Genomic DNA, 25962 nt, shown 5'->3' on the forward strand with positions numbered 1-25962 from the left:
ATGTCCGATTTCCGCCAGTCGATGTCGGAGGGCGGTGGCAGAGTGGAGGCATGAGCTTCCCCGTGACCGACTTCGATGAGCGATACCGTGCGATCAGCGCGCGCGACACCCGCTTCGACGGGCAGTTCGTGACCGCCGTGCGCTCTACCGGGATCTACTGCCGTCCGAGCTGCCCCGCGCGCACGCCCAAGCCGCAGAACGTCACCTTCTATCCCACCAGCGCAGCGGCGCACGAGGCGGGCTTCCGGGCGTGCAAGCGCTGTCTGCCCGAAGCTGCCCCGGGCTCGCCTGCGTGGGACCTGCGCAGTGACGTCGCGGCGCGGGCGATGCGTCTCATCGCCTCGGGCGTCGTCGAGCGCGAGGGAGTGTCGGGCCTCGCCGTGCGTCTCGGCTATTCGACACGGCACCTGACCCGACTGCTCTCGACCGAGCTGGGGGCAGGTCCGCTCGCCCTCGCGCGGGCGCATCGCGCGCACACGGCGCGCATGCTGCTGGTGGGCACGGACATGCAGATCTCGGATGTGGCTTTCTCGGCCGGTTTCGCGAGCATTCGGCAGTGCAACGACACGATCCGCGAGGTGTTCACTCTGACTCCGGGCGAGCTCAGGGCTCGACGGAAGACCCCGGCGTCCGCTGCTCCCGGTGCGATCGACCTCGTCCTCCCGTACCGCGGGCCGCTCGATGCGTCCGGAATCTTCCAGTGGATGGCTGCGCGTGCGGTATCGGGGGTCGAAGAGGCCGCGACCACATCTTTCTCTCGGCACCTGCGTATGGCGGGCGGGCCCGCGTGGTTCGAAGTGCATCAGGACTCGACGCAGCGACTGCACCTTCGGGCGCGCGTCGCTCAGCTCGGCGACCTCGCTCCGCTGGTGTCGACCGTGCGACGGATCTTCGACCTCGACGCCGACCCTCTCGCGGTCGACGAGGCGCTGAGCGCCCACCCCGAGATCGCTCCGCTGGTCGCGCGCACTCCGGGCATCCGCGTGCCGGGCTCGGCGGATCCGCACGAGATGCTGATCCGTGCCATGGTCGGTCAGCAGATCACCGTCGTCGCCGCGCGCACTGCCCTCACCGCGCTCGCCGACGCGCTGGGGGAGCGCACGGAGCAGGGGCTGCTCTTCCCGACGATGGCGGCGATCGCCGAGCACGGGGCCTCGGTGCTGCGCGGACCGGCCGCCCGCATCAGGGCGATCGTCGGCGCAGCCACGGCCCTCGCCGACGGCAGCCTCGCTCTCACGGTCGGCGACGACGGAGTCGAGCAGCGCGCTGCCCTGCTCGCGATGCCCGGCATCGGCCCCTGGACGGCCGACTACGTGCGGATGCGGGTGCTGGGCGACCCCGACGTGCTGCTCCCCGGCGACGTCGCACTTCGTGCGGGGGCCGCCGCGTCCGGACTGCCGGCGGATCCGCTGCCGCTGGTCGCGTGGGCCGAGCGGGCTGCCCCGTGGCGCAGTTATCTCAGTGCTCACCTCTGGCGCGCAGCGCCCGCACGTCCGGTTCGACGGCCGAGCGCGAGACAGACCACCGCCCTTGTGAAGGAGGCCTCATGAACGCCATCATCCAGACCGTCGAGACGCTCGACGGACCGTTCACCATCCTCGCCGACGACCGTCAGCGGGTGCTCGCCTCTGGATGGACGGCCGACCAGGCGACGATCCTCGCACGGCTCGCCGTCCCCGTGCGGCCGACGGAGGTGCGCGAGGGCGAGACGGATGCGGCTGCCGCTGCGCTCTCGTTCTATGCCGGGGACCTCTCGGCGATCGACGCGGTCGCCGTGAAGCAGACGGGCACGGCGCTCCAGCTCACCGGATGGTCGGCGCTGAGGTCGATCGAGCCGGGGGAGCCGCTGACCTACACCTCGTTCGCAGCGCGGCTCGGCAACCCCCGTGCCGTGCGCGCCGCGGCATCGATCTGCGCCCGAAACGCCCCCGCGCTGTTCGTGCCGTGCCACCGTGTGCTGCGATCGGATGGCACCCTCGGCGGGTTCGCCTGGGGCCTCGACGTCAAGGCGAGCCTGCTGGAGCGAGAAGCCGCGCGGGCATGAATCGGGAATCTCTCTTGTGCTCAGCTTGTTCACAGGAATAGGCTGGTGGGCTGTCGCACCGACCGGGACGACATAGCCGAGCCCCTGAGGAGGACACCATGACATCGATCGCCGCTGTGCAGATCGCCGCTCTCGGCTCGACCCCGGTGCGCCCGCTCCGCTAGAGCCACTTTCCGACACGCACGACCACCGGATGCCGGACTCCGAGAGTCCTTCGCTGCGTCTGCCGCCTTCAGCAACCGCTTCCCCATACGAAACTCGTCTGAGAGACATGTCTTCCTCGCCTTCATCGCAGAACGCCTCCCCTTCCTCCTCCCTTTCCACACCGGCCGCACTGTGGCGCCTGAAGCCTTTCGTCAAGCCCGTCATCTGGCGGCTCGCGGGAGGCGCCGCGAGCGCGCTCGTCGCCGCGATCATCGCACTGATGATTCCGATCGTCCTCGAGCAGATCATCCGCGGTCCTGTGCGGACGGGCGCGATCGATGCGATCGCCTGGGGTGCGCTCGCGGTCTTCGGCCTCGCGCTGGGTGAGGCGCTCATGGTCTGGCTGCGCCGCCAGTTCGTGCTCAACCCCGCAACACAGGTCGAGTACAAGATGCGCACCGAGCTCTACTCGCGCCTGCAGACGCTGCCGGTCTCCTTCCATGACCGCTGGCAGTCGGGGCAGCTGCTGAGCCGGATGATGCAGGACATCGGCCTGATCCGCCGGTGGCTGGCCTTCGGCCTCGTCCTGCTGGTGGTCAACGTCCTGACCATCATCATCGGATCCGTGCTCCTGTTCCGCTGGCACTGGCTGCTCGGAGTGATCTTCATCGTCACCGCCATTCCGCTCTGGATCCGCGGGTACCTCTTCGAGAAGCGCTATGGCGCGCTCACTCGCCGCAGCCAGGACCAGGCCGGCGACCTCGCCACCAGCGTCGAGGAGAGCGTGCACGGCATCCGCGTGCTCAAGGCGTTCGGTCGGGGCAAGCACGCTCTGAGCCGCTTCAGTCGCCAGGCCGAGACGCTGCGTGAGACCGAGATGAGCAAGGCCGGCGCGATCGCGTCGATCTGGTTCTGGCTCGATCTCATGCCGCAGATCGCGTTCGGGCTGAGCTTGATGTCCGGCATCTGGCTGATCTCGCAGGGACAGATCGACGAGGCTCAGCTGTTCGCGTTCTTCGCCATGGCCGTCGTGCTCCGCTGGCCGATCGAATCGATCGGGTTCCTGTTCTCGTTCATGCTCGACGCCCGCACGGCGACCGATCGCGTGTTCGACATCTACTCCGAGACGAACAGCATCACCGACCCCGAGAACCCCGTGCACATCGCGGAACCCCGTGGCGAGCTCGCATTCGACAAGGCGCACTTCCGGTACCAGGACGCGGGCGCGAACGAGCGCGATCTGCTCGACGGCATCGATCTCGTGCTGCGCCCGGGCGAGACCATGGCGCTCGTGGGGCTGACCGGCAGCGGCAAGACCACCCTGACCACCCTGCCCACGCGCCTCTACGACGTCACCGGCGGGCGCGTGACGCTCGACGGCGTCGACGTGCGCGACCTGCCGCTCGCCGAGCTGCGTCAGCACATCGCGATGGCGTTCGAGGACGCCACGCTGTTCTCGGCCACCGTGCGCGAGAACGTCCTGCTCGGACGGGCCGATCTCGACGTGCACAGCGACGAGGCCGAACGAGTGCTGCGCGAAGCGCTCGACGTGGCACAGGCCTCTTTCGTGGACTCGCTCCCCGAGGGGGTCGAGACCGTCATCGGCGAGGAAGGGTTGAGCCTGTCCGGCGGACAGCGTCAGCGTCTCGCACTGGCCAGGGCGGTCGCCGCCAAGCCGAAGGTGCTCGTGCTCGATGACCCGTTGTCGGCGCTCGACGTCGACACCGAGGCTCTCGTCGAAGAGGCGCTGCGGCACGTGCTGGCCGATACGACCGCCATGATCGTGGCGCACAGGCCCTCGACCGTGGCTCTGGCCGACCGGGTCGCGCTGCTCGAATCGGGCCGAGTCACCGCCGTCGGGACGCACAGCGAGCTGTTGAAGACGAGTCGTCATTACCGCCACGTCATCTCCAGCCTCGAGGCTGAGGAGGCGGCGCGCACCGGCGCGATCCCGATCATCCGCGATGAGGAAGACGAGATCGACGCCGTGGTACAGGACGGGATCCGCCAGGACGCCGCCGACGAAGACATCATCACCGAGAAGGAGGTGCAGCGATGAGCTCCGCGATCACCGGAACCCAGGACGAAGACCGCTCCAGCTACACCAAGGAGGAGAGCCGGGCCATCCGTCGCCGGTCGCTCCGACTGCTGGGATCGCTCGTGCGTCCGCTGAAGCCGCAGATCACTCTGGCGGCCATCGTTCTCGTCATCTCGACGGCGCTCCAGGTCGCGGGACCGATCCTCATCAGCATCGGTCTCGACCGTGCCCTGCCCGCCGTGCTCGAGCGCGCCGATTGGATGCCGACCTTCATGATCGGCGGGATCTACCTCCTCGCCGGCGCCGTCGCGGCGGCGATGATCGCCTGGTACGTGATCATCGCGGCCAAGCTCACGCAGGCGGTGCTGCTCGACCTCCGCAAGCGGATCTTCCTGCACACCCAGCGCCTCAGCCTGGAGTTCCACGAGTCCTACACCTCCGGTCGCATCATCTCGCGTCAGACGAGCGACCTCGACTCGATCAAGGAGCTGCTCGACGGCGGGCTGAACGAGCTCGTCTCCGGCGTGCTGTTCGGCCTGTTCACCTTCATCGCGCTGTGCGTGTGGGACTGGCAGTCCGGGCTCATCCTCGCGATCGGCGGCGTACCCCTGTTCTTCCTGATGCGCTGGTTCTACTCGCGCTCGCAGCTCGTCTACCGTGAGTCGCGCGTCATCAGCGCGAAGGTCATCGTGCAGTTCGTCGAGACCATGACCGGCATCCGTGCCGTCAAGGCCTTCCGCAAGGAGCCTCGCAACGACGTGACCTTCCAGAAGATCGCCGGCGACTACCGGGACGTCAACCGACGCTCGATGCTGCTGTTCGGCACGTTCGAGCCCGGCCTGATGGGCGTCGCGGCGCTCGTGCTCGGAATCGTCGTGCTGTGGGGCGGCATCAGGGTCTCGAACGAGACCCTCACCGTCGGCGTGCTGCTGTCGGCCGTGCTGTACGTACGCAACTTCTTCGCGCCGATGCAGGAGATCGCGATGTTCCTGAACTCCTACCAGTCCGCCACCGCGGCCCTGGAGAAGGTGTCCGGAGTGCTCGAAGAGGTGCCGACGGTTCCGGATCCCGAGAAGCCGGTCGACCTGTGGGAGTCGCGCGGACACGTGCGGTTCGACGAGGTCACGTTCGGATACAACGGCGAGAAGACCATCCTGCCGAACTTCTCGCTCGACATCCCTGCCGGGCAGACGATCGCGCTGGTGGGTACCACGGGCGCGGGCAAGTCCACTCTGGCGAAGCTGATCTCCCGGTTCTACGACCCGTCGATCGGCACGGTCACGCTCGATGGAGTCGACCTGCGCAGCCTGCATCCGAAGGACCTGCGTCGCGCCATCGTGATGGTCACGCAAGAGGCCTACCTCTTCAGCGGCACGGTCGCCGACAACATCGCTCTCGGAAAGCCCGATGCCTCGCTGGATGAGATCCGTGCGGCTGCCCGCGCGGTCGGGGCAGATGAGTTCATCTCGTCGCTGCCCGACGGATACGGCACCGACGTCAACAAGCGCGGTGGCCGAGTCTCGGCGGGGCAGCGTCAGCTGATCTCGTTCGCGCGGGCGTTCCTCGCGGACCCTGCGGTGCTGATCCTCGACGAGGCGACCGCGTCGCTCGACATCCCCTCGGAACGTCTGATCCAGGATGCGCTGCAGACGCTCCTCAAGGACCGCACGGCGATCATCATCGCGCACCGGCTGTCGACGGTCGCGATCGCCGACCGGGTGCTCGTGATGGAGCACGGCAAGATCATCGAGGACGACACCCCGGAGACCCTCATCAGCGGCACGGGCAAGTTCGCTCAGTTGCACGCCGCCTGGCAGCAGACGCTGGTGTGACCGTCGCCTGAGCGAGCGCGACTGCTGTCGCCCTCCGCGTCTTCTGCGGCCAGGGCGCACTTCTGCGGCCAGGGCGCACTTCTGCGGCCACGACGAGAAGTCGTGGCCGCAGAAGGTCACTGTGGCCGCACGAACCGTTGGCCATCATCGGCGCTGACGGGGTGGAAGATGCAGCCCCCGCGCGATCGCAGCCTGCAGAGTGCGCTCGACGTCTTCCCACCCGTGCACGATCTGCGCATAGGACAGGCGCAACACGGTGTACCCGCGCAGGCGCAGCTCGGCATCATGGGCGACATCGGATCCCCGCTGCGCCGACGAGGAGTGATGTGCGTATCCGTCGATCTGCACGACCAGGTGTGAGCCGATCACGATGTCGACCCGGCGACCCGCGAGCCGGACCTGCTGGCGCAGGGGCACACCCCAACCGCTGAGCCGTACGACCACCATCGTCTCCAGGCCGGAGTCCGACAGTCCGATGACCTCCTTGGCTAGTGCGCGCGACCGCGGCTCACGCCATTCCACCAGTCGAAGAGCTTCGACGTCGAGCCGCTCGATGCGGACGGCCGACTCCCAGATCACCCGTGCGTCCTCGTGGAGGCAGCAGCCGGCGATGTGCGCCAAAGCGTCTTCGACGGACGCCGTGAGTCGCCGCGGGCCGCAGTCGACGAGCGGCGCGCCCCAATGCAGGGTCGCGTCATCTCGGTGGCGGTGCGCATTGGGCCCGACCTGCAGGTGCAGACCGCCCGGCGCTCGATCCGGCACCCACCACCCGCGACGACGTGCGAGCGACACGCAGGTCAGCCGCGCGGATGCCGCGGCAGCCGCCACCAGGTCGTCGGGAGCCGATGCCAGGGCCACCCACTGGGCGCGCAGTCGGCGCACTGCTCCGGAGCGGATCGCCCCACGAACCTGTCTCGGGGCGAAACCGTGTTCGGCAGCGTCCGATCGGTGGGCGATGCCGCCTCGCGCAGTGAGCCATTCCCTCAGATCCATCGCCTCAGGATGCCGCCCCGCCCACCTCCTCGAAAGCCGGCTACCCGCATCCTGAGGAGAACCGACTGCCGAAGCGGGATGTGGAGGGGCAGTCACGCCCTCCACTTCGGCGGCTCGGGTGAGCTTCTTCGGCAGTGAGGTTCGGCCCTGGCCGCAGAAGGTGACCAAAGCCGCAGATGTGGGGAGGGAGACACGAGGGAGGAGAGGGAGAGGGAGAGGGAGAGGGAGAGGGGGGAGGGGGACAAGGGGGAGAGGGACAGGAGAGGGGAGAAGGGGGAGAGGGGGGAAGGGACACGAGCCTTGGCTCTGGGTACCATCGAGGTATGGATCCGCTGCTGCTCGCCGTCGAGTTGTGGTGGATCGCGCCCGCCGCAGCCGGGGGTGTCGCAGCCGGCGCGGTCGGGCTGCGTCGCCGCAGTATCAAGAGCGGACGCCGCCTCGAGTACGACGCGGCTCGGCATGATCTCAAAGCCGCCAGGCAGACGGCGGTCGAGAGGCGGATGGCCGTCAAGCTGGCGCGCGCCGACGTCGCCCGCATCTCGGCTGAACGCAGCGCGCGGCGTGCGACCCCGGAGCAGGTCGCGGGTGCCAAGCGGATGCTGCGGGCGAAGGAGAACGACGCCAAAGCCGCGTCCGCCGACGTCCGCGCCAAGCAGGTGCGCCTGAACGCCGCCCGTGCGGCGATCCCGCCGGCATCCGCACCACGCCCCCTGGAGAGGCTTCAGGCGCAGCACGAGGCGATCGTCGTGCGCTGGATGAGCTACGAGACCGATCCGGGGCTGCAGATCGCCTACCCGGAGATGACCGACGTCCGACAGCCGGCGACTGCGGCGTATCTGCGCGCGGCAGCGCACGCGGTCGAGATGCGGCGCGCCGCCACCGGAAGGGTCAGCGCGGCGGACTTCGCCGCATACCGCGACGCCGTCGCCGATCTCGAGCGGGCCTTCGAAGCGGCCGAGCACGCCGCTCGGGTGCACGCGGGAGAGGCGTCCTCGGCATCGTCCACCTGGCAGGATGCCGCGCAGGATGTGATCAGTCGGTCGGCCGAGGCGATCGACCGTGCCGCCGGCGCCGCCGCATCGGCGTTCGCCGCGTGGAACGAACGCAAACGCCCGGACAAGCGCTGAGCGCCGCCTCCGCAGGGCGAAGACGGCGCTCGATGCTCACGTGAGTGCGGTGCCTCAGGCGCCGATCGTCCGTGAGGCGATCAGCTGTCGATACCAGTGCCCCGAGTCCTTGACGGTGCGTTCGAGCGAGTCGAAGTCCACGCGCACGATGCCGAATCTCTTGGCATAGCCGTAGCCCCACTCGAAGTTGTCGAGGAGCGACCACACGAAGTAGCCGCGCAGGTCGACACCGCGCTGGATCGCACGATGAGCGGCCGTGAAGTGCCTGCGCAGGTAGTCGGTGCGCTCGGGATCGGGGACGGAGCCGTCCTCAGCCACCTCGTCGTCGAACGCCGCCCCGTTCTCGGTGACCATGAGCGGCTGCGACGGGAACTGCTCCGACAGCGAGACGAGCAGCTCCTCCAGTCCCTCGGGCGCGATGTTCCATCCCATCGCCGTGTACGGCCCCGGCTGCTCGACGAACTCGACCAGCTGATCGCTGCCCGGCCACGCCGTGCCTCCGGCCGTGCCCTTGTGCCCGTCGTTCTGCTGCTTCTCCGACACCCCGTCCCACAGGCGGACGGTCGCCGTCGAGTAGTAGTTGACCCCGAGCACGTCGATCGGCTGGTTGATCGTGGCGAGGTCGCCATCCTGCACGAACGACCAGTTGGTGACCGATGCCGTGTCGTCCAGGAGGTCTGCGGGGTACTCGCCGCGCAGCATCGGGTGGGTGAAGGCGCGATTCGCGAGACCGTCGATCCGGCGCATGGCCTCGTCAGCGCCGTCGCCGACGCCCCGCAGGACATGGAAGTTCAACGTCACCGAGTAGTCCGGGTCACCGGTCGACGTCGCCCGGAGCGCCTGGATGGCGCGCCCGTGCGCAAGGTTCAGGTGGTGCACGGCCGACAGCGCGGAGGCGGGCTCGTGCCGACCCGGCGCGTGACCGCCCTGACCGTAGCCCAGGTAGGCGGAGCACCAGGGCTCGTTGAGCGTGGTCCAGGTGTGCACCCGGTCGCCCAGTGCTGCGCCCACGATCGACGCGTATCGCTCGAAGGCATCGGTCGTGGCGCGAGAGGTCCACCCGCCCGCATCCTCGAGGTACTTCGGAAGATCCCAGTGGTAGAGCGTCGCCACGGGGCGGATGCCGCGCTCGAGGAGTCCGTCGACGAGACGCGAGTAGAAGTCGATGCCCGCCTGATTGACTCGTCCGTCTGCCGCAGGGACGATGCGCGGCCAGGCGATCGAGAATCGGTAGGCCTGCAGTCCGAGATCCGACATCAGGTCGAGGTCCTCATCGACGCGATGGTAGTGATCGCAGGCCACATCGCCGGTGTCGCCGTTCCACACCTTGCCCGGCGTTCGGCTGAACGTGTCCCAGATCGACGGCGTCCTGCCGTCCTCGTCTGCCGCACCCTCGATCTGGTACGCGGCGGTCGCCGATCCGAACGTGAAGCCCTCGGGGAGGACGAGTCCGGATCCGCGGTAGTCATCGGCGGGGGAGAGAGTCACCGGGTCACCTCCGTCAGGTCGGTTTCGTAGATCTTCTCACGGCCGTCGGGGCTCGTGACCGTCACCGTCGTCGACCCCGATCCGCCGGGGAACACGCGCAGTCGCAGGCCGTCGTGATAGTCGTAGTCCGGCCGATCGGTGCGGGCGCCCCAGGGGAGCGCGGTGCCGGGGCGCACGTACAGCGGCAGTGAATCGAAGGCATGGGTCTCCCGGCGCCATCCGCCGCCCACGACCGTCTCTCCCGTCAGCAGCGACGTCCACTCGCCCTCCGGGAGATAGAACTCCACCGTTCCGTCCTCCGAGAAGACCGGCGCGACGAGCAGGTCAGAGCCCAGCATGTACTGCCGGTCGAGGTAGCCGACGGCCGGGTCGTCCGGGAACTCCAGCTGCATCGGACGCATCACCGGCAGCCCGGTTCTCGAGGCGATGATGCCCTGCTGATAGAGGTAGGGCATGAGCTGCATCTTGAGGTGGGTGAAGCGCCTCGACACGTCGACGGCCTCCTCGTCGAAGGCCCACGGCACCCGGTACGAGCTCGAGCCGTGGAAGCGGGAGTGCGAGCCGAGCAGGCCGAACGCCGTCCAGCGTTTGAAGACCCCGGCATCCGGAGTGCCCTCGAAGCCCCCGATGTCGTGACTCCAGAAGGCGAAGCCGCTGAGCGCCAGCGACAGCCCTCCGCGCAGGGTCTCGGCCATCGACGCATAGGTCGAGGTGGAATCCCCGCCCCAGTGCACCGGCATGCTCTGTCCGCCCGCCGTGGCCGAGCGCGCGAACAGCACGGCGTCATCCGCGCCGCGGGCGTCGACGAGCACATCGTGCACCGCGCGATTGTAGAGATCGGTGTACAGGTTGTGCATGCGCTCGGGGTCGGAGCCGTCGGCCCAGACGACCTCGGTCGGGATGCGCTCGCCGAAGTCGGTCTTGAAGCAGTCCACGCCCTGGTCGATCAACCCGCGGAGCTTCGACTGGTACCAGGCGGTGGCCTCGGGGTTCGTGAAGTCCACGAGACCCATACCCGCCTGCCACAGGTCCCACTGCCAGACCGATCCGTCGGGGCGCTGCACGAGGAAGCCCTGATCGGCGGCCTCGCGGAACAGCGGGGAGCGCTGGGCGATGTAGGGGTTGATCCAGACGCAGACGCGCAGGTCCTTGTCGTGCAGTCGCGACAGCATGCCCTCGGGATCTGGGAACACCCGCGAATCCCAGACGAAGTCGGTCCAGTTGAATTCCCGCATCCAGAAGCAGTCGAAATGGAACACCGACACCGGCAGCTCCCGCGCCGCCATCTCGTCGATGAACGAGTTGACGGTCTGCTCGTCGTAGTCGGTCGTGAAGCTCGTCGACAACCAGAGCCCGTATGACCAGGCGGGAACCACCGGCGGCCGTCCGGTGAGAGCCGTGTAGCGCGAGAGCACCTCCTTCGGCGTCGGACCGGCGATGACGAAGTACTCGAGCACCTCTCCCGAGACCGAGAACTGCACGCGCTCGACCGATTCCGAGCCGATCTCGTACGACACGTGACCCGGATCGTTCACGAGAACCCCGTACCCGCGGTTCGACACATGGAACGGGATGCTCTTGTACGCCTGCTCGCTCGAGGTCCCGCCGTCGGCGTTCCAGATGTCCACCGACTGACCGTTCTTCACCAGCGGGCCGAAGCGCTCGCCGAGGCCGTAGATGAGCTCGCCCACTCCCAGGTCGAGCTGCTCGTGCACGAAGACGGATCCGCTGGGGGTCGAGCCGCCCTGGCGGGCGTTGTCGACGATTCCGGCATCCACCTGCGCATCCGGAGCGAGCCGGACGTAACCCTGAGCCTTGTGCCCGCTTCCGGTCACACGCCTGCCGTCGACCTCGAAGGACAGGCCCCACGGCGCACCGTGGGTGATCCGCGCCACGAGCGAACCGGCATCCAGGACGCCGCCCGCCTCGCTCACGGACACGGCGGCGGCCCCCGCTCCTGCGCCGGGGAGGCCGAATCCGCCGTGCCAGCGGCCGCCTTCGTGGTGTGCGATGCGCACGCGCACCACCCCTTCGGCGGGAGAGGAGAGCGTGGTCGTGAGCACGGGACGGTTCAGGGTGTCGCCGCGCTTGGCGATCACCATGGTGGGCGCCGTGATGACGATCCCTCGCCCGTCGGGGGTGTCGGTGGTCTCGGCGATGTCATAGGCCTCCTGCGCGTACAGCGCGGTGACCCCTGGACGCAGCTGCCAGAACCCGTCGGTGAACTTCATTACTTGACTGCTCCTGCCGTGATGCCGCGCGTGAGGGTGCGCTGGAAGATGAGGAAGAAGATGAGCGTGGGGATGATGCCGAGCAGCGCGGACGCGCTCGTCGTCGTGACGTCCATGAGCCGGTCGCCCTGCAGCACGCTGATCGCCACGGGGACCGTCTGGTTGGCGTTCGACGCGAGGAAGGTCAGCGGGATCAGGAACTCGTTCCACGTCCAGATGAAGAAGAAGATGAGCAGCACCGACAGGGTCGGACGGCTGATCGGGAAGACGACCCGCCACAGGATCTGCCAGCGGCTCGCGCCGTCGAGAGACGCCGCCTCGAGGATCTCCTTCGGGAACGTCCCGTAGACCGACGACAGCAGATACGTGCCGAACGCCGCCTGGATCACGGTGAAGACGATGATCACCGACCACACGTTGTCGTACAGGCCGACGGACTTGAACATGTAATAGAGCGGGTAGAGGAGGGCCTCCTGGGGCAGCAGGTTCGCGAGCAGGAAGAGCAGCACGATCCAGCTGCGTCCGCGGACTCGCCCGATGCCGATCGCGAAGGCGTTGAGCATCGAGATGACCACGGCGAGGACGGAGACCACGCCAGCGATGAAGAGCGAGTTCCAGACCTTCTCGGGGAAGTTCACCCTCTCCCAGAACTTGATGATCCCGCCGAAGTCGAGGGTCTCGGGGAACGCCAGCGGACCCGACGTCGCGTAGTCGACCGGCGACTTGAACGAGTTGACCAGCACGAGGTAGAACGGCGCGATGATCAGCAGCGCACCGATCACGACGAGGGCGAGCATGAGCCAGTCGATCGGACGCTTCTTGGTCATGCCGCCGCGCGGACGGCTGGTGGCCGGCTTGCCGGTGACGATGGCGGTGGTGGCGTGCATCAGAGACCCGCCCTTTCCTTGCGCTCGAGCGAGTTCTGCACGCGGATGAAGATGATCGACACGATCACCACGACGATGGTCAGCACGGTGGCGATGGTCGCGCCGTAGCCGACGTTCCGCTTCGTGAAGAACTCCTGGTAGGCGTAGTACGCGGGCACCAGGGTGGCGCCGGCGGGGCCGCCGCGGGTGATGATGTAGACGGGGCCGAAGACCTTGAGCGCCGCGATCGTGCAGGTCAGAGTGACGACGAAGATCTCCGGGCGGATGATGCTCATCGTGATCGCGGAGAATCGCTGGAACCAGTTCGCCCCGTCGAGTTCGGCGGCTTCGTAGAGCTCAGGGTCGACGCGCTGCAGCGCCGCCATGAAGACGACCACGGGGTAGCCGAGCTGCACCCACACCATGACGACCATCAGCACGATGAGGGCCGAGGGCATCTGGCCGAGCCAGTCGTAGGCGGGGATGCCGAACCATCCGAGGATCTGGTTCAGCGCACCGTCGCCACCCGGCCGGACGATCCAGCCGATCACGATGCCGGCGACGGCGATCGGGAGGATCTGAGGGAGGTAGTACGTCGCCCGCAGGAAGCTGCCCACCTTGCCGCCGAACTTGCGTCCGACGACGTCGAAGAGAAGGGCGGCGACGATGAGACCGACGATCGTGGGCACCACGACCATGGCGATGATCATCCACACCGAGTTCGTGAACGAGGTCCAGAAGTCGCTGTCGGTGAGGATCTTCTGCCAGTTCTCGAGACCGATGAACTCCGGTGTGCGGACGCCCTTCCACTTCGTGAAGGTCAGATACACGTTCCAGATCAGCGGGACGATGACGACGACGAGGAGCAGGACGAAGCCCGGGAGCAGGTACATCCAGTAGGCGCCGGTCCCACCGCTGCGCTGCGGGATCGACGGCTCTTCGGGCGGCAGCTTCGTGCGGCCCTCGCGGCGGGTGACGAGTGACATGTTCATCTCCAGGAGGATGCGGGGGCGGCGACGTGCGGTCGCCGCCCCCGCGAGTGGATCAACGGAATTCGGCCGTGCCCTCGTCGTACTGCTCGCCGAGGTTGGTGTTGGTCGTCTCGGCGTCCTGCGTGCCGGTGATCAGACCCTGGAGCTCCTGGACGATCACGTCGTAGAAGCCGGGGGCGGGCCAGTCGGGGTAGAACGAGAGTCCGTCGGCGTCGAGCACGCCGTTGAACGTCTCGATCAGGGCCGCGCTCTTCTCATCGGTGATGTCGGCGGTGTCTGCCGCGACGGGGAGGCCGCCGTTGTTGCCGATGATCGCCTGGATCTCCGGCCGCATCGTGATGTCGATGAACTCGTACGCGAGCTCCTTGTTCGCGGCGTTCTCGGGGACGACCCACAGGTTGCCGGACGAGCCGAGCGAGAGATCCGCTCCAGGGAACGCCGTCATCGTCCAATCGAAGCCGGTGGCCTCCGAGACGAAGCGTCCGAACCACCAGGAGCCCGAGACGAAGATCGGCGAGGTGCCGTTGATGAACGAGACACCGGCGTCCTCGGCCTTGACCGATGAGACGTCCGAGGCGATGTAGCCCTTGTCGACGTAGTCCTGGAGCGTCTCGGAGGCGGCGGTGACCTCCGGGCCCTGCCAATCGACCTCTCCGTCGTAGAGCTGATAGGAGTCGACGAAGTCGCGGTCTCCCTCGAGCAGCGCGAGCTGATACCACAGCTGTCCGAGCGGGTACTCCGCGCCGGCCTCGGCGAGAGGGGTGACTCCCTGTGCGACGAACGCGTCGAGCACGTCGACGAACTCCTCGTAGGTGGTGGGGATCTCGAGCCCTGCCGCGGCGAACGCGTCCTGGTTGTAGTAGACGCCGACGAACTCGCCGTAGTTCGGGACGCCGAACCACGTGTCACCGCCCATCACACCGTCTTCGGAGTACTTCGCGGTGGTCTGGAGAGAGGGTGCGAGCTTCTCGTCCCACCCGTACTCCTCGACGGCGTCGGAGATGTCGGCGATCAGGCCGGTGGAGGCGAGGAAGCCGGCCGTCGCGTTGCCCTTGTTGAACTCCATGAGGTCGGGGGCGGCGTCCGTGTCGAGCACCTGGCTGGCGGTCTTCTGGATCTGTTCGAAGGACTTCTCCTCGAACTCGACCTTCGCGCCGGTCTCCTCCTCGAAGATCGCGATCGCCTCGGCCCACGCCTTGCCCATCGCACTGTCGGCGCCCTCGTAGTGCCAGAGCTTGAGGGTGTCGCCGCCGCCCCCCTCGTCGCCGGAACCGGCGGTGCATCCGCTCAGGGCGATGCCTGTCGCGGTGAGAGCGGCGAGAGCCGCCAACGTCTTCGTCCTGCGGGTGGTGCGTGCCATCGTCGGCACTCCTTTCTCGGTGGCCCTGGGGCCGGACACTTCAGTGGGTCGGGTGTTCAGTTGTGATGAGGCGATCGTCGAAGCGTTTCGATGATCGCGATGCGGCTGCGTGGTCGACGCCCGTCAGTCCCGCGTGGGAGCGACGGAGCCGGCGGACTGGTACTCAGGTGGGATCAGGTGGATCTGCGCGGGCAGGCCCGGTTCCTCCAGGCGTCGTACCGCGAGGTCGACGGCGAGCTCGCACGACCTCTGCGGCACGAGCGGGATCGTGTCGATCGGGACGACGAGCGCAGACGTGTCGAACGATGCGGCCGCCGAGATGACGGAGACGTCTTCTCCCACCGTCAGCCCCTGGGACGAGATCGTCTCGAGGAGGACGTCGTGGACGTCGCCGGCGGCGTGGACGATGAAGGCGCGGACGCCGCGCTCCAGCGCCAGCTCTGCGGCCGCGCGCACGGAGGAGGCATCGGTGGTCGTGACGCCCGTCGTCACCCAGTCGAGGTCGACGCCCCGCTCGGCCGCTCGCTCCTGCACGCCGAGGAGCAGGCGACGAGGGAAGTTCGACTTCCGGTAGGAGACCTCGGTCTGGCCGAACAGCGTGACCGACGTATGTCCGGCATCGGCCAGTCGATCCACCGCGAGATGCCCCGTCGCCTCGAAGTCGAGGTCGACACAGGTCAGATCCCGGGCGTCGTCGGGGATGCCGATGAACACGGTGGGGGAGCGCAGGGAGCGGGCGATGTCCGCGCGCTCATCGTCGGGGGCGACGTCGAGCACGAGGATGGCATCGACCAGATTGCTCGCGGCGACGCGGTTCATGCCCTCTGACGCCTGCTCGTCAGTCAGGAGGAGGATGTCGTAACCGCGGCGCCGCGCGGCGACCGCGGTCGCGAGCACGAACGCCATGTGGGTCGGGGCGTGCGTGTCGGCGCGGAGGGGCTCGGTGAGCCCGAAGATCTGAGTGCGGCGCCCGGCGAGCATCCGTGCTCCGGCGTCGGGTTCGTAACCGAGCGTGTGCACCGCGTCCTCGATGCGGCGGCGCGTCTTCTCGGAGACGGGGCGCTTGCCGCTCAGAGCGTAGGAGACCGTGCTGATCGACACTCCGGCGGCTTCTGCCACCTCGTGGATCGTCGTCATCAGGACTCCATCGTCGTGTTTCGGTCACATCGTCGAAGCGTTTCGCTACCGCCTCTGACAGCGATGATAGGCACGGTTCAACGCTGCGCGCAACCTTTTTGTGGTCACTCGCAACAAATCGATCGCGGAGAACGCGGGAGCGGTCCCATCGATTCACCGGACAGGGCGACGGGGCCTCGATGGGGGAGGGGATTCGAGACCCCGCCGCCGGTCTACGAAGGGATGCGGATCTGAGCGATGACCTCGGAGTACTCGGTCTCGCCGACAGGGGTGAAGCCGACACGCAGGAAGAACGCCTCGGGGCCGTCTTCTCCGGCCTCGTAGATGACGTTGATGTGGTCGAATCCGCGGACTCGCGCCTCTTCGATGAGCTGCTCGACCGCGAAGCGACCCACGCCCTTGCCCTGGTCGTCGGCGTCGACGTTGATGCGCCACAGCACGGAGCGGAAGTGCTCTTCCGGGGCGTCGGCGTCGAAGTTCGCACTGACGAAACCGACGACCTGGTCGTCGTCGAGGACGACTCGCTGCCAGGAGGTCTGGGGATTGATGACGGTCGCGGCGATGCCGTAGGACACCGGAGCGAGGAACTGCTCCTGTCCGGGCTTGAGCGACATGTTGTTCACGGCGACGATCGTCGCAGCGGAGAGTTCGACCATGCGCAGTTCGGACATGATCACAGGCTAGCCCCTCATCGGGTCGCCGCGCAGAAACCTCGACTTTCGTCAGGGGTGCAGCTCTGCGGGATGCCGGAAGTCGATGTCCACCCCGCCTCGGGGCGAACGTGCGTCGGGAGCGGCTCAGGTATCTTGGTATCGAGACAAATATGCCCTCGCGAACGGAGAACCTCCTGGTGACCGACGACGCCATCATCTACACCTACACGGACGAGGCTCCGGCTCTCGCCACCGCTTCCTTCCTGCCGATCATCAAGGCCTACACGGGGCAGGCGGGCATCGAGGTCGAGACCCGCGACATCTCGCTCGGCGGACGCATCCTCGCGGCATTCCCGCAGAAGCTCACCCCGGAGCAGCAGGTCGGTGATTCCCTCGCCGAGCTCGGTGGCCTCGCCACGCTCCCCGAGGCGAACATCATCAAGCTGCCGAACATCTCGGCCTCGATCCCGCAGCTCAAGGGCGCGATCGCCGAGCTGCAGGCCCAGGGCTACGACATCCCCGACTTCCCGGACGAGCCGACCTCTCTCGAGGAGAAGGACGTCCGCGCCCGCTACGACCGCATCAAGGGCTCAGCGGTGAACCCCGTGCTCCGCGAGGGGAACAGCGACCGTCGGGCACCTCTGGCCGTGAAGAACTACGCGAAGAAGCACCCGCACCGCAACAAACCGTTCGCCGAGGGATCGAAGACCCGCGTCGCGACGCTCGGTCACGACGACTTCAAGCACAACGAGCGCTCCTGGGTCGCCGCCCATGACGACGTCCTCAGCTTCCGCCACACCGCCGCAGACGGCACCGTCACGATCCTCAAGGAGGGGCTGAAGGTCCTTCCGCGCGAGATCATCGACGCGACGTTCCTCTCGGCCGCGCACCTCGACGCCTTCCTCGCCGAGACGCTCGAGACGGCGAAGAACGACGACGTCCTCTACTCGGTGCACCTCAAGGCCACAATGATGAAGGTCAGCGACCCGATCATCTTCGGTCACGTCGTGAGGGTGTTCTTCAAGGACGTGTTCGCGCAGTACGGCGACAAGCTGGCCGCCGCGGGACTCAACCCCAACGACGGTCTCGGCTCGATCCTCTCGGGCCTCGGTGACATCGCCGACGGCGACGAGATCGCCGCAGCGTTCGACAGGGCCATCGCCGAGGGGCCGCGTCTCTCGTACGTGAACTCCGACAAGGGGACCACGAACCTGCATGTCCCGAGCGACGTCATCGTCGACGCCTCCATGCCCGCGCTCGTCCGCAACGGCGGCAAGCTGTGGGGCAAGGACGGCGGCGAGGCCGACACGCTCGCGGTGATCCCGGACTCCTCGTATGCGAGCGTCTATCAGGCGGTCATCGACGATGTGATCGCCAACGGCCCGCTCGACCCCGCCACGATCGGCACCGTGCCGAACGTGGGCCTCATGGCCCAGGCGGCTGAGGAGTACGGCAGCCACGACAAGACGTTCGAGATCGCCGCCGCAGGCACTGTTCAGGTGCTCGACAGCGAGGGCACCGTGCTGATCGAGCACGAGGTCGGCGCGGGTGACATCTGGCGTGCGACGCAGACGAAGCACATCCCGGTGATGGACTGGGTCAAGCTCGCCGTCTCCCGCGCTCGCGCCACGGGCGTGCCCGCGGTGTTCTGGCTCGATGCCAACCGCTCGCACGACGCGCAGATCATCGCCAAGGTGCACCAGGGTCTCGCGACGCTCGACACCAAGGGCCTCACGATCACGATCCTCGCTCCCGAGGAAGCCACTCGCTACACGCTGGCGCGGATGCGCCACGGCCTCGACACCATCTCGGTGACGGGCAACGTGCTGCGCGACTACCTGACCGACCTGTTCCCGATCCTCGAGGTCGGCACCAGCGCGAAGATGCTGTCGATCGTCCCGCTGCTCGCCGGCGGTGGCCTCTTCGAGACGGGCGCCGGCGGATCGGCCCCCAAGCACGTGCAGCAGCTCGTCGAGGAGAACTACCTGCGGTGGGACTCGCTGGGCGAGTTCTTCGCGCTGGCCGCGTCGCTCGAGCACTTCGCCGACCGCACCGGGAACGAGAAGGCCCGGGTCCTCGCGGAGACCCTCGATGCGGCGACCGGAACGTTCCTCGAAGAGGACCGCTCCCCGGGCCGCGCTCTCGGCACGATCGACAACCGCGGCAGCCACTTCTACCTGGGTCTGTACTGGGCGCAGGAGCTGGCGAAGCAGACGAAGGATGCCGAGCTCGCCGCGTCCTTCGCACCGATCGCCGCCACGCTCGCCGAGAACGAGGAGAAGATCGTCTCCGAGCTCAACGCCGTGCAGGGCAAGCCCGTCGAGATCGGCGGGTACTACCGCCCCGACGACGCGCTCGTCACCGCAGTCATGCGCCCGTCCACCACGCTGAACGGCATCGTCGACGCGCTGAGCTGACGCAGATCACAGAAGAAGGGGCCGGATGCGAGAGCATCCGGCCCCTTCTTCGCGTGATCCCTCCGCGGAATCGACGACGCGTCGCGTGCGGGGATCTGCTCGGTGAGAGCGGGGATCAGTAGTGGACCGCGACCTCGAGGCCCACGGGCGACCATTCGTAGACGTACCGGGCGACATCGATCGGCATGTTCACGCAACCGTGGCTGCGGGGATTGCCGAAGTCGTTGTGCCAGTAGGTGCCGTGGAAGCCCTCGTCGCCGTTGAAGTAGGTGACCCAGGGGACGTTGGGCGTCTCGGTGATCGAGCCGTCCGGCTCGCGGCTCTTCATGGTCTGCTCGCGCACGTGCGCGTAGACGCGGAAGTTGCCGGTGTCGGTGGGTGTCGCGCTCTTGCCCGAGGAGATCGCCCAGGAGCGCACGACCGCGCCGTTCTCGATGAGGGTCGCGGTCTGCGACCCGAGGTCGACATCGATCTTGCGCACGAGGTTGACGGACTCGAACGGCGTCTCGGTGACCTCGATGGGGAAGATGCCCTCGCCGGCCTCGAGCTTCGTCGCGACGTCGGATGCGAGAGCAGAGGTGTCGCCGATCGCGCGACCGCTCACTCCCTCGGCCTCGGTGCGGAGGATCTTGCCGGCCGAATCGACGATGTTCGTCGCGTTGACCGGGGCCCGGTCGACGGCCGCCGGGAGGGCGTCGATCGTCGCCTGGATCGAAGCCTCGTCGGCGACCACGCTGAGCTCGCCACCGTCGTCGACGACGGAGATCCAGGTCGAGGCGGTCGCCGCGTCGACGGGCACCGTGCGCTCTTCGCCGATGTAGAAGCCGATCGAGCCGAGCATCGTGTTCAGTGAGGTCGCGAAAGCCGTGGCGTCTTCGTCAGTGATCGCCGGCGCGGCTTCGGCCGGGTCGCCGGAGAACTCGAGGCTCGTGCCACCGTCCGCGATCGTGTCGACGATGGCGGCGGTGAGACCGTTGAGGTCGACGGCCGTCCCGGTGGCTGAGGGGGTGATCGCGTAGCCACCGCCTGCGGCGTCGAAGACGACGCCGGCATCGACCGCGTCTTCGAAACTCGACGGCACGGCCTCACGCAACGCGGCCTCGGCCGTCGCGGGATCGAGAGTGATCTCGCCGGCGACGGGTTCACCCATCCAGGCGGTCACGTTCCAGAGCGGACGCTCCGCGAAAGCGGCGTCCGCGAGTGCGGTCGCGTCGATCTCGGCGCCGAGATCCGCTCCCGTCAGCACGGTGTCGCCGCCTGCTCCGGTCAGAGTGACCTCTGCATCGGCGACGTGGGCCTGGATCGTGTCGGCCGCGGCACCGGGCGTGAGCCAGCCGACGGGAATCCCGGCGACCGTGGTGCCCGGCGCGATCAGGATCATCGAGGCGGCGGCCGTGCCCAGGGCCAGCGCGCCCACGCCGAGGCCGACCCACAGGCCGAGGCGCTTCTTCTTCGGAGCCGGTTCGATCGGCGCCCAGGCGAGTTCCTGGTCGCCGCTGCGCGGCGGCTGGGAGTCGGTGGGTGCGTCGCCGGAGTCGGCGGGCGCGACAGGATTCGGCTGGTCTCCGGAGGCGGTCGCCTCGGTCAGCTTCTCGGTCTTCGCATCCTGCGCTGAGATCAGATCGGTCACGAACTCACCCCCCGGTTTCTCACGTGTCCTTAGCGATATGCTACGCGATCGCTGATAACGAGGAGGCAACGGTCCGTGGACCGCGGAAATTCCCGATGCGTCAGTCGGTGATGACGGCGAGGCCGTCGATCTCGACCAGCATCTCCTCGCGGGGGAGGCCCGTGAAGACGGTCGTGCGCGAAGGCAGGACCCCGCTGGTGGTGTGCGCTGTCACGAACGCGCCATACGCGTCGTTCATGATCGCGAAGTCCTCACGCTTGGTCAGGTAGACGCGCAGCATCACGACATCGTCGAATGTCGCGCCGGATGCCTCGACGATCGCCTTGACGTTCTCGAGCGTGCGCGTGGTCTGAGCCGCGACATCGCCGGGGAAGAGGTATTCGCTCGTCTGGGGGTCGACAGGGCCCTGTCCGGAGACCTGCACGATCGGGCCCTTTCGGATCCCCTGCGAGAAGGTGTGAGCGGGAGCGGGGGCGGCGTCGGTCGACACTCGGATCTTCGCGGTCATGCGACCAGCCTAGTAGCCTTGTTAGATGCCTCTACAAATCCCGGATCCTGTCCTCGGCACCTGGGCGAAGGGTTTCCCTCCGCGTTCCGCGGGGCTGCGGCTGTCGGAGGTACCCGATGCGGGCCTGCACCTGTCCGATCTCGTGACGCCGGTGCTGACGGTCCACGAGGCGGCGCTCTCCCACAACGAATCGACCGTCTTCGCCTGGGCGGCGGAACAGGGAGTCGTCCTCGCACCGCACGGCAAGACGACGATGGCGCCGGCGCTCTGGCAGCGGCTGCTCGATGCCGGCGCATGGGGGATCTCCGTCGCGACGCCGTGGCAGGCCGAAGTCGCGGTGGAGGCAGGGGTCTCCACCGTGCTCATCGCGAACGCCGTCACGGATCGTGGCGCCGCGCACCACCTCGGCGCTCTGCTCGCTGCGGCGGGCGATCTCCGGATCCTCTGCTGGGCGGACTCCGTCGAGACCGTCGGCATCCTCGCCGACGCGCTTCGCGACGCCGAGCGTCCTCTCGACGTGCTCGTCGAACTCGGTGGCCGGGGCGGGCGCACGGGCGCACGCAGCGTGGAAGAGGGGGAGCGCATCTCCCAGGCGATCGTCGCGGCCCCCGGTCTGCGGCTCGCCGGAGTCGCCGGCTACGAAGGACCGTTCGGTCCTGACCGGTCGGAGGCGTCTGTCGCCGCCGTCGACGCCTATCTGTCCACACTCGTCGACCTGCACCGTCGCCTCGAGTATCCGCCCGGCGTTCGGCCCGTGCTCAGCGCAGGAGGCAGCGCCTTCCCCGACCGGGCAGCGGCGATCCTGGCCCCTCACGGAGCGGATGCCGACATCGTGCTGCGGTCGGGTGCGTTCCAGATCCACGACGACGGCTTCTACTCGCGCATGTCGCCGTTCGGCGCCCTGACATCGACGGCGCCGCTGCGATCCGCCATGCACGCGTGGTCGCGCGTCGTCTCGCAGCCCGAAGAGGGACTCGCACTGCTGGACGCGGGCCGTCGAGATGTGCCGTTCGACCTCGACCTGCCGGTCCCGCAATCGGTCGAGGGGCGGATCACGGCCCTGAACGACCAGCACGCCTTCCTCGCTCTTGCAGACGGGGCAGATGTCTCCGTCGGCGACGTGGTGCGTCTCGGGCTGTCGCATCCCTGCACGGCTTTCGACAAATGGCGCGTGGTGGCGGTCATCGATGACCCGGATGCGGCGGACCCCCGGGTGATCGGAGCGGTCGCGACATGCTTCTGAGCACCGAGAAGCCCGTGCGGGTGTACCGAGGCGTCACCGTGGTCGACGGCACCGGAGCCGAGAGGTTCGCGGCCGACGTCGCGGTCGAAGGAGCCCGCATCGTCGCGGTGATCCGCGACGGAGATGAGAGGGTCCTGGAACTGCCGGCGGATGCGGTGGAGGTCGCGGGGGCGGGGCGGGTGCTGGCTCCCGGGTTCATCGACATGCACGCGCACAGCGAGCTGGCCGTGCTGCAGGGAGCAGCCCACGACGCGAAGATCCTCCAGGGCGTCACGACGGAGGTGCTCGGCCAGGACGGGCTCGGCTATGCCCCGCTGGACGACGCGACGGCGGCGGTGATCCCGGCTCAGATCGCGGGCTGGAACGGCATGCCGCCCGCCGTCCCCTGGCGTTCGATGGATGACCTGCTCGCTGCGATCGACTCGGCCGCGGTGGGCAACGCCGCGGTCCTGGTGCCGCAGGGCAATCTGCGCATGATGGTGGTCGGTCACGAGAACCGGGCGGCCACACCTGCGGAGATCGCAGCGATGTCCGGCATCCTCGGCGCGGCGCTCGACGCAGGCGCGTTCGGCATGTCGAGCGGATTGACCTACACCCCGGGGATGTACGCCGACACGGCGGAGCTGGAAGCGCTCTGCCGAGTCGTCGCCGAACGCGGCGGCTACTGGGCGCCCCACACCCGAAGCTACGGCGGGGGAGCCCTGGACGCCTATCGGGAGGCGCTCGACATCGGCCGTCGCACCGGGTGTCCGATCCATCTCACGCATGCGACCATGAACTTCGCTCCGAACCGCGGGCGTGCGGCAGAGCTGCTGGCCCTGGTCGATGATGCCCTCGACGACGGCGTCGACGTGACCCTCGACACCTATCCTTATCTTCCCGGTGCCACCACGCTCGCGGCGCTGCTTCCGAGCCGACTGGCCGAGAGCGGCGACCTGCTCGCGACCCTCGCTGCGCTCGATGAGAGCGGACGCGAGACCGTCCGCGTCGAGCTCGAGGAGATCGGCTGCGACGGTTTCCACGGGGAGCGTGCCGACTGGTCGGCCATCCAGATCTCCGGCACCTCGTCGCCCGAACTCGCGGACCTCGTCGGACGGACCGTCGCGGAGATCGCCGAGTCGTCCGGCAGGCGCTCGGTCGACGTGGTGCTGGACACGATCCTCGAGGATGCGGGGGCCACCGGCATCCTGATGCACATCGGCGACGAGGAGAACGTCCGCACGATCATGCGGCACCCGCGGCACAGCGGCGGCAGCGACGGGATCCTGATCGGCGCGAGACCGCATCCGCGGGGCCGAGGGACCTTCCCGCGCTACCTCGGGCACTACGTGCGAGAACTCGGGGTGCTCTCCCTCGAACAGGCTGTGCAGCACCTGTCCGGCACGCCGGCGATGCGGCTGGGCCTCGACCGGGGTGACGCGCCGCGGGGTGTGATCCGCGAGGGAGCGACGGCCGACCTCGTGCTGTTCGATCCCGAGACCATCACGGCGGGGGCGACCTTCGATGCTCCCCACGAGGCGCCGATCGGCGTCGACGAGGTGCTCGTCGGCGGTGTGCCGGTGGTGCTGGCGGGACACGCGTCCGGTGCGACACCGGGTCGAGCGCTGCGAATGACGCCCGCCGCGCATCGTGCCCCGGTCCCGAACATCCCGTCGGTGATCGATCCCGCTGCCGAGCCGTTCGAGTGGACGGTTCACACCCCGGTGTCGGCCCCGGAAGCGCTCGTCGCGAGCGCATCCCGTCTCGGCGAGCATCTCGAAACCGGGAATGCGGCATCCGCGATCACGCTGAGGATCGACGAGTCTCTCGCGGGGGAGCCGTTCGCTCGAGGGCGTGTCGGCGCCGAGGCATTCCGCGTGACGGTGACGGCCGAGGGAATCGACGTCGCGGGGGCGAGTGCGGCGGGCGTGTTCCGGGGCGTCACGCTGCTCCGGCAGCTGCGCGAGCCCGGCTTCGATCGCGCTCGGATCCCCGCAGGAACATGGCAGTCTGCTCCGGCTCACACCTGGCGGGGGGTCATGCTCGATGTCGCGCGGCACTTCCGCCCGGTCGAGGACCTGAAGCGACTCGTCGATCTGATGGCCGACCACCATCTCACGGTGCTGCACCTCCACCTCACCGACGATCAGGGCTGGCGCTTCGAGGTGCCGGGTTATCCGCTGCTCACAGAGGTGGGCGCGCGCCGCGAGGAGACACAGCGGGGCCACGGGCCGCAAGCCACAGTGGTGCCGGGGCTGCACGAGGGTCATTACACGGATGCGGAGCTGCGCGACCTGGTCGCCTACGCCGCGGAGCGATTCGTGGCGGTCGTGCCGGAAGTCGAACTGCCCGGGCACATCCAGGCGGCGCTCGCCGCGTACCCCGCGCTCGGCAACACGGATGCGAGCGAGCGCGCTGTCGCGCCGTGGTCGCGCTTCGGCGTGAACCCTCGCACCCTCGCGCTGACGGATGACGCCCTCGCGTTCGGGCGCGCGGCGATCGACGCCCTGTGCGACCTCTTCGACTCTCCGTGGATCGGCATCGGCGGCGATGAGGTGCCGGTCACCGAGTGGGCGCAGAGCGCCGCTGCGCGCGAGCGGATGGGCGAGCTCGGTCTCGCGACTCCCCACGACGTGCAGCCCTGGTTCACCGATCATTTCGTCGCCCACCTCCGCAGCCGTGGGCGCATCGCCCTGGCATGGGACGAGGTGCTCGAGGGCGATGTCCCCGAGGGTGTGCGGATCCTCGCGTGGCGGGGTCCCGTCGCGATGCGCGAGGCGCTGAGGCGCGGCATCCCCGTGATCGCGTGCCCCGACCTCGAGGTGTATCTCGACTACCCCCAGTCGGAGTCGGCGGAGGAGCCGATCCGGGTCGGCCCGCCGCTGCCGATCGAGCAGGCGTACACGCTGCGCATCGAGGACGGCGCGGCCGGCGGACAGGCCAACGTGTGGACCGAGCACCTCCCGACGAGAGATCGGGTCGACTTCGCGATGTTCCCTCGTCTCGCAGCGATCGCCGAACGGCTGTGGGACGGCGGCGAACCACCCTCGTATGAGGGGTTCGCGCGGCGTCTTCCCGTCCACCTCAGACGCCTCGCCGAGTCCGGTGTGCGGTATCGTCCTCTCGACGGTCCGACGCCCGTGCAGAGGCGTCCTGGAGTGCCGGGGAAGCCTCTGACACGCGAGGCGCGGCAGGCGATAGTCGCGGGCCTCGTCGAAGGCCTGGCGGACTCGTCGGGCACCGCCGCCGGAGTACTCTCGGCATAATGTAACGTTTCCGT

General features: G+C 68.3%; 18 protein-coding genes. 8 read left to right on the top strand and 10 right to left on the bottom strand.

All coding sequences use genetic code 11. The features are described from left to right. Positions 1–50: 50 nt before the first annotated feature. The 4 genes from BMW26_RS04495 (at position 51) to BMW26_RS04510 (ending at position 6058) form a co-directional block, all read left to right on the top strand. Positions 51–1550 (top strand): DNA-3-methyladenine glycosylase 2 family protein, encoded by a 1500-nt coding sequence (locus BMW26_RS04495; RefSeq protein WP_072590882.1) that lies wholly within the window; start codon positions 51–53, stop codon positions 1548–1550. Then, positions 1547–2044 (top strand): methylated-DNA--[protein]-cysteine S-methyltransferase, encoded by a 498-nt coding sequence (locus BMW26_RS04500; RefSeq protein WP_056277359.1) that lies wholly within the window; start codon positions 1547–1549, stop codon positions 2042–2044. Before BMW26_RS04495 ends, BMW26_RS04500 begins: the two co-directional genes overlap by 4 nt. 271 nt (positions 2045–2315) lie before the next feature. Continuing rightward, positions 2316–4247: an ABC transporter ATP-binding protein gene (locus tag BMW26_RS04505; RefSeq protein ID WP_053099014.1), complete on the top strand. Its 1932-nt coding sequence runs from the start codon at positions 2316–2318 to the stop codon at positions 4245–4247. Then, positions 4244–6058, top strand: a complete 1815-nt coding sequence (locus BMW26_RS04510; protein WP_053099015.1) for an ABC transporter ATP-binding protein — start codon at positions 4244–4246, stop codon at positions 6056–6058. Before BMW26_RS04505 ends, BMW26_RS04510 begins: the two co-directional genes overlap by 4 nt. A 144-nt stretch (positions 6059–6202) precedes the next feature. Here the strand turns inward: BMW26_RS04510 and BMW26_RS04515 are convergent, their stop codons facing one another. Beyond that, on the bottom strand, positions 6203–7051 hold the full coding sequence (locus BMW26_RS04515; protein ID WP_056277363.1) for an endonuclease domain-containing protein: 849 nt from the start codon (positions 7049–7051) through the stop codon (positions 6203–6205). 323 nt (positions 7052–7374) lie between these two features. On the opposite strand from BMW26_RS04515, the gene BMW26_RS04520 reads away from it, so the two are divergent. Then, complete coding sequence (locus tag BMW26_RS04520; protein WP_072590883.1) at positions 7375–8178, top strand: hypothetical protein; 804 nt, start codon at positions 7375–7377, stop codon at positions 8176–8178. Positions 8179–8232: 54 nt separating this feature from the next. Here the strand turns inward: BMW26_RS04520 and BMW26_RS04525 are convergent, their stop codons facing one another. The 7 genes from BMW26_RS04525 to BMW26_RS04555 all read right to left on the bottom strand — a co-directional run bounded on the left by BMW26_RS04525 (position 8233) and on the right by BMW26_RS04555 (position 16923). After that, entirely contained in the window at positions 8233–9666 is a 1434-nt protein-coding gene (locus BMW26_RS04525) for a GH1 family beta-glucosidase (RefSeq protein WP_072590884.1), read from the bottom strand. Continuing rightward, positions 9663–11897, bottom strand: a complete 2235-nt coding sequence (gene yicI / locus BMW26_RS04530; RefSeq protein ID WP_072590885.1) for an alpha-xylosidase — start codon at positions 11895–11897, stop codon at positions 9663–9665. Before yicI ends, BMW26_RS04525 begins: the two co-directional genes overlap by 4 nt. Next, positions 11897–12784 (bottom strand): carbohydrate ABC transporter permease, encoded by an 888-nt coding sequence (locus tag BMW26_RS04535; protein WP_198032385.1) that lies wholly within the window; start codon positions 12782–12784, stop codon positions 11897–11899. The genes yicI and BMW26_RS04535 overlap by 1 nt, the downstream gene beginning before the upstream one ends. Then, the gene (locus BMW26_RS04540; protein ID WP_157538122.1) at positions 12784–13749 is read right to left on the bottom strand and encodes a carbohydrate ABC transporter permease; all 966 of its coding nucleotides are present in this window, start codon (positions 13747–13749) and stop codon (positions 12784–12786) included. The genes BMW26_RS04535 and BMW26_RS04540 overlap by 1 nt, the downstream gene beginning before the upstream one ends. 58 nt (positions 13750–13807) lie before the next feature. Continuing rightward, positions 13808–15115: an ABC transporter substrate-binding protein gene (locus tag BMW26_RS04545; protein ID WP_072590886.1), complete on the bottom strand. Its 1308-nt coding sequence runs from the start codon at positions 15113–15115 to the stop codon at positions 13808–13810. Positions 15116–15238: 123 nt separating this feature from the next. Next, positions 15239–16252 (bottom strand): LacI family DNA-binding transcriptional regulator, encoded by a 1014-nt coding sequence (locus BMW26_RS04550; protein WP_072590887.1) that lies wholly within the window; start codon positions 16250–16252, stop codon positions 15239–15241. Positions 16253–16464: 212 nt separating this feature from the next. After that, positions 16465–16923, bottom strand: a complete 459-nt coding sequence (locus tag BMW26_RS04555) for a GNAT family N-acetyltransferase (protein ID WP_056277753.1) — start codon at positions 16921–16923, stop codon at positions 16465–16467. Positions 16924–17102: 179 nt separating this feature from the next. Here BMW26_RS04555 and BMW26_RS04560 point away from each other — a divergent pair, with 179 nt between their 5' ends. Beyond that, positions 17103–19322, top strand: coding sequence for an NADP-dependent isocitrate dehydrogenase (locus BMW26_RS04560; RefSeq protein ID WP_056277754.1), 2220 nt, complete (start codon positions 17103–17105; stop codon positions 19320–19322). A gap of 115 nt (positions 19323–19437) precedes the next feature. Here BMW26_RS04560 and BMW26_RS04565 read toward each other — a convergent pair whose 3' ends face one another. Together BMW26_RS04565 and BMW26_RS04570 are read right to left on the bottom strand one after the other, a co-directional pair. After that, positions 19438–20952: a L,D-transpeptidase family protein gene (locus BMW26_RS04565; protein ID WP_232224528.1), complete on the bottom strand. Its 1515-nt coding sequence runs from the start codon at positions 20950–20952 to the stop codon at positions 19438–19440. Positions 20953–21052: 100 nt separating this feature from the next. Next, positions 21053–21460, bottom strand: coding sequence for a RidA family protein (locus tag BMW26_RS04570; protein WP_056277382.1), 408 nt, complete (start codon positions 21458–21460; stop codon positions 21053–21055). Positions 21461–21485: 25 nt separating this feature from the next. Here BMW26_RS04570 and BMW26_RS04575 point away from each other — a divergent pair, with 25 nt between their 5' ends. Together BMW26_RS04575 and BMW26_RS04580 are read left to right on the top strand one after the other, a co-directional pair. Next, a complete protein-coding gene (locus tag BMW26_RS04575) occupies positions 21486–22703 on the top strand; it encodes an alanine racemase (protein ID WP_083569285.1) in 1218 nt (405 codons plus the stop codon). After that, positions 22694–25948: a family 20 glycosylhydrolase gene (locus tag BMW26_RS04580; protein ID WP_072590889.1), complete on the top strand. Its 3255-nt coding sequence runs from the start codon at positions 22694–22696 to the stop codon at positions 25946–25948. The genes BMW26_RS04575 and BMW26_RS04580 overlap by 10 nt, the downstream gene beginning before the upstream one ends. The last annotated feature ends 14 nt before the right edge of the window (positions 25949–25962 follow it).

Origin of the sequence: Microbacterium sp. 1.5R (assembly GCF_001889265.1) — a bacterium.
Lineage (GTDB): Bacteria > Actinomycetota > Actinomycetes > Actinomycetales > Microbacteriaceae > Microbacterium.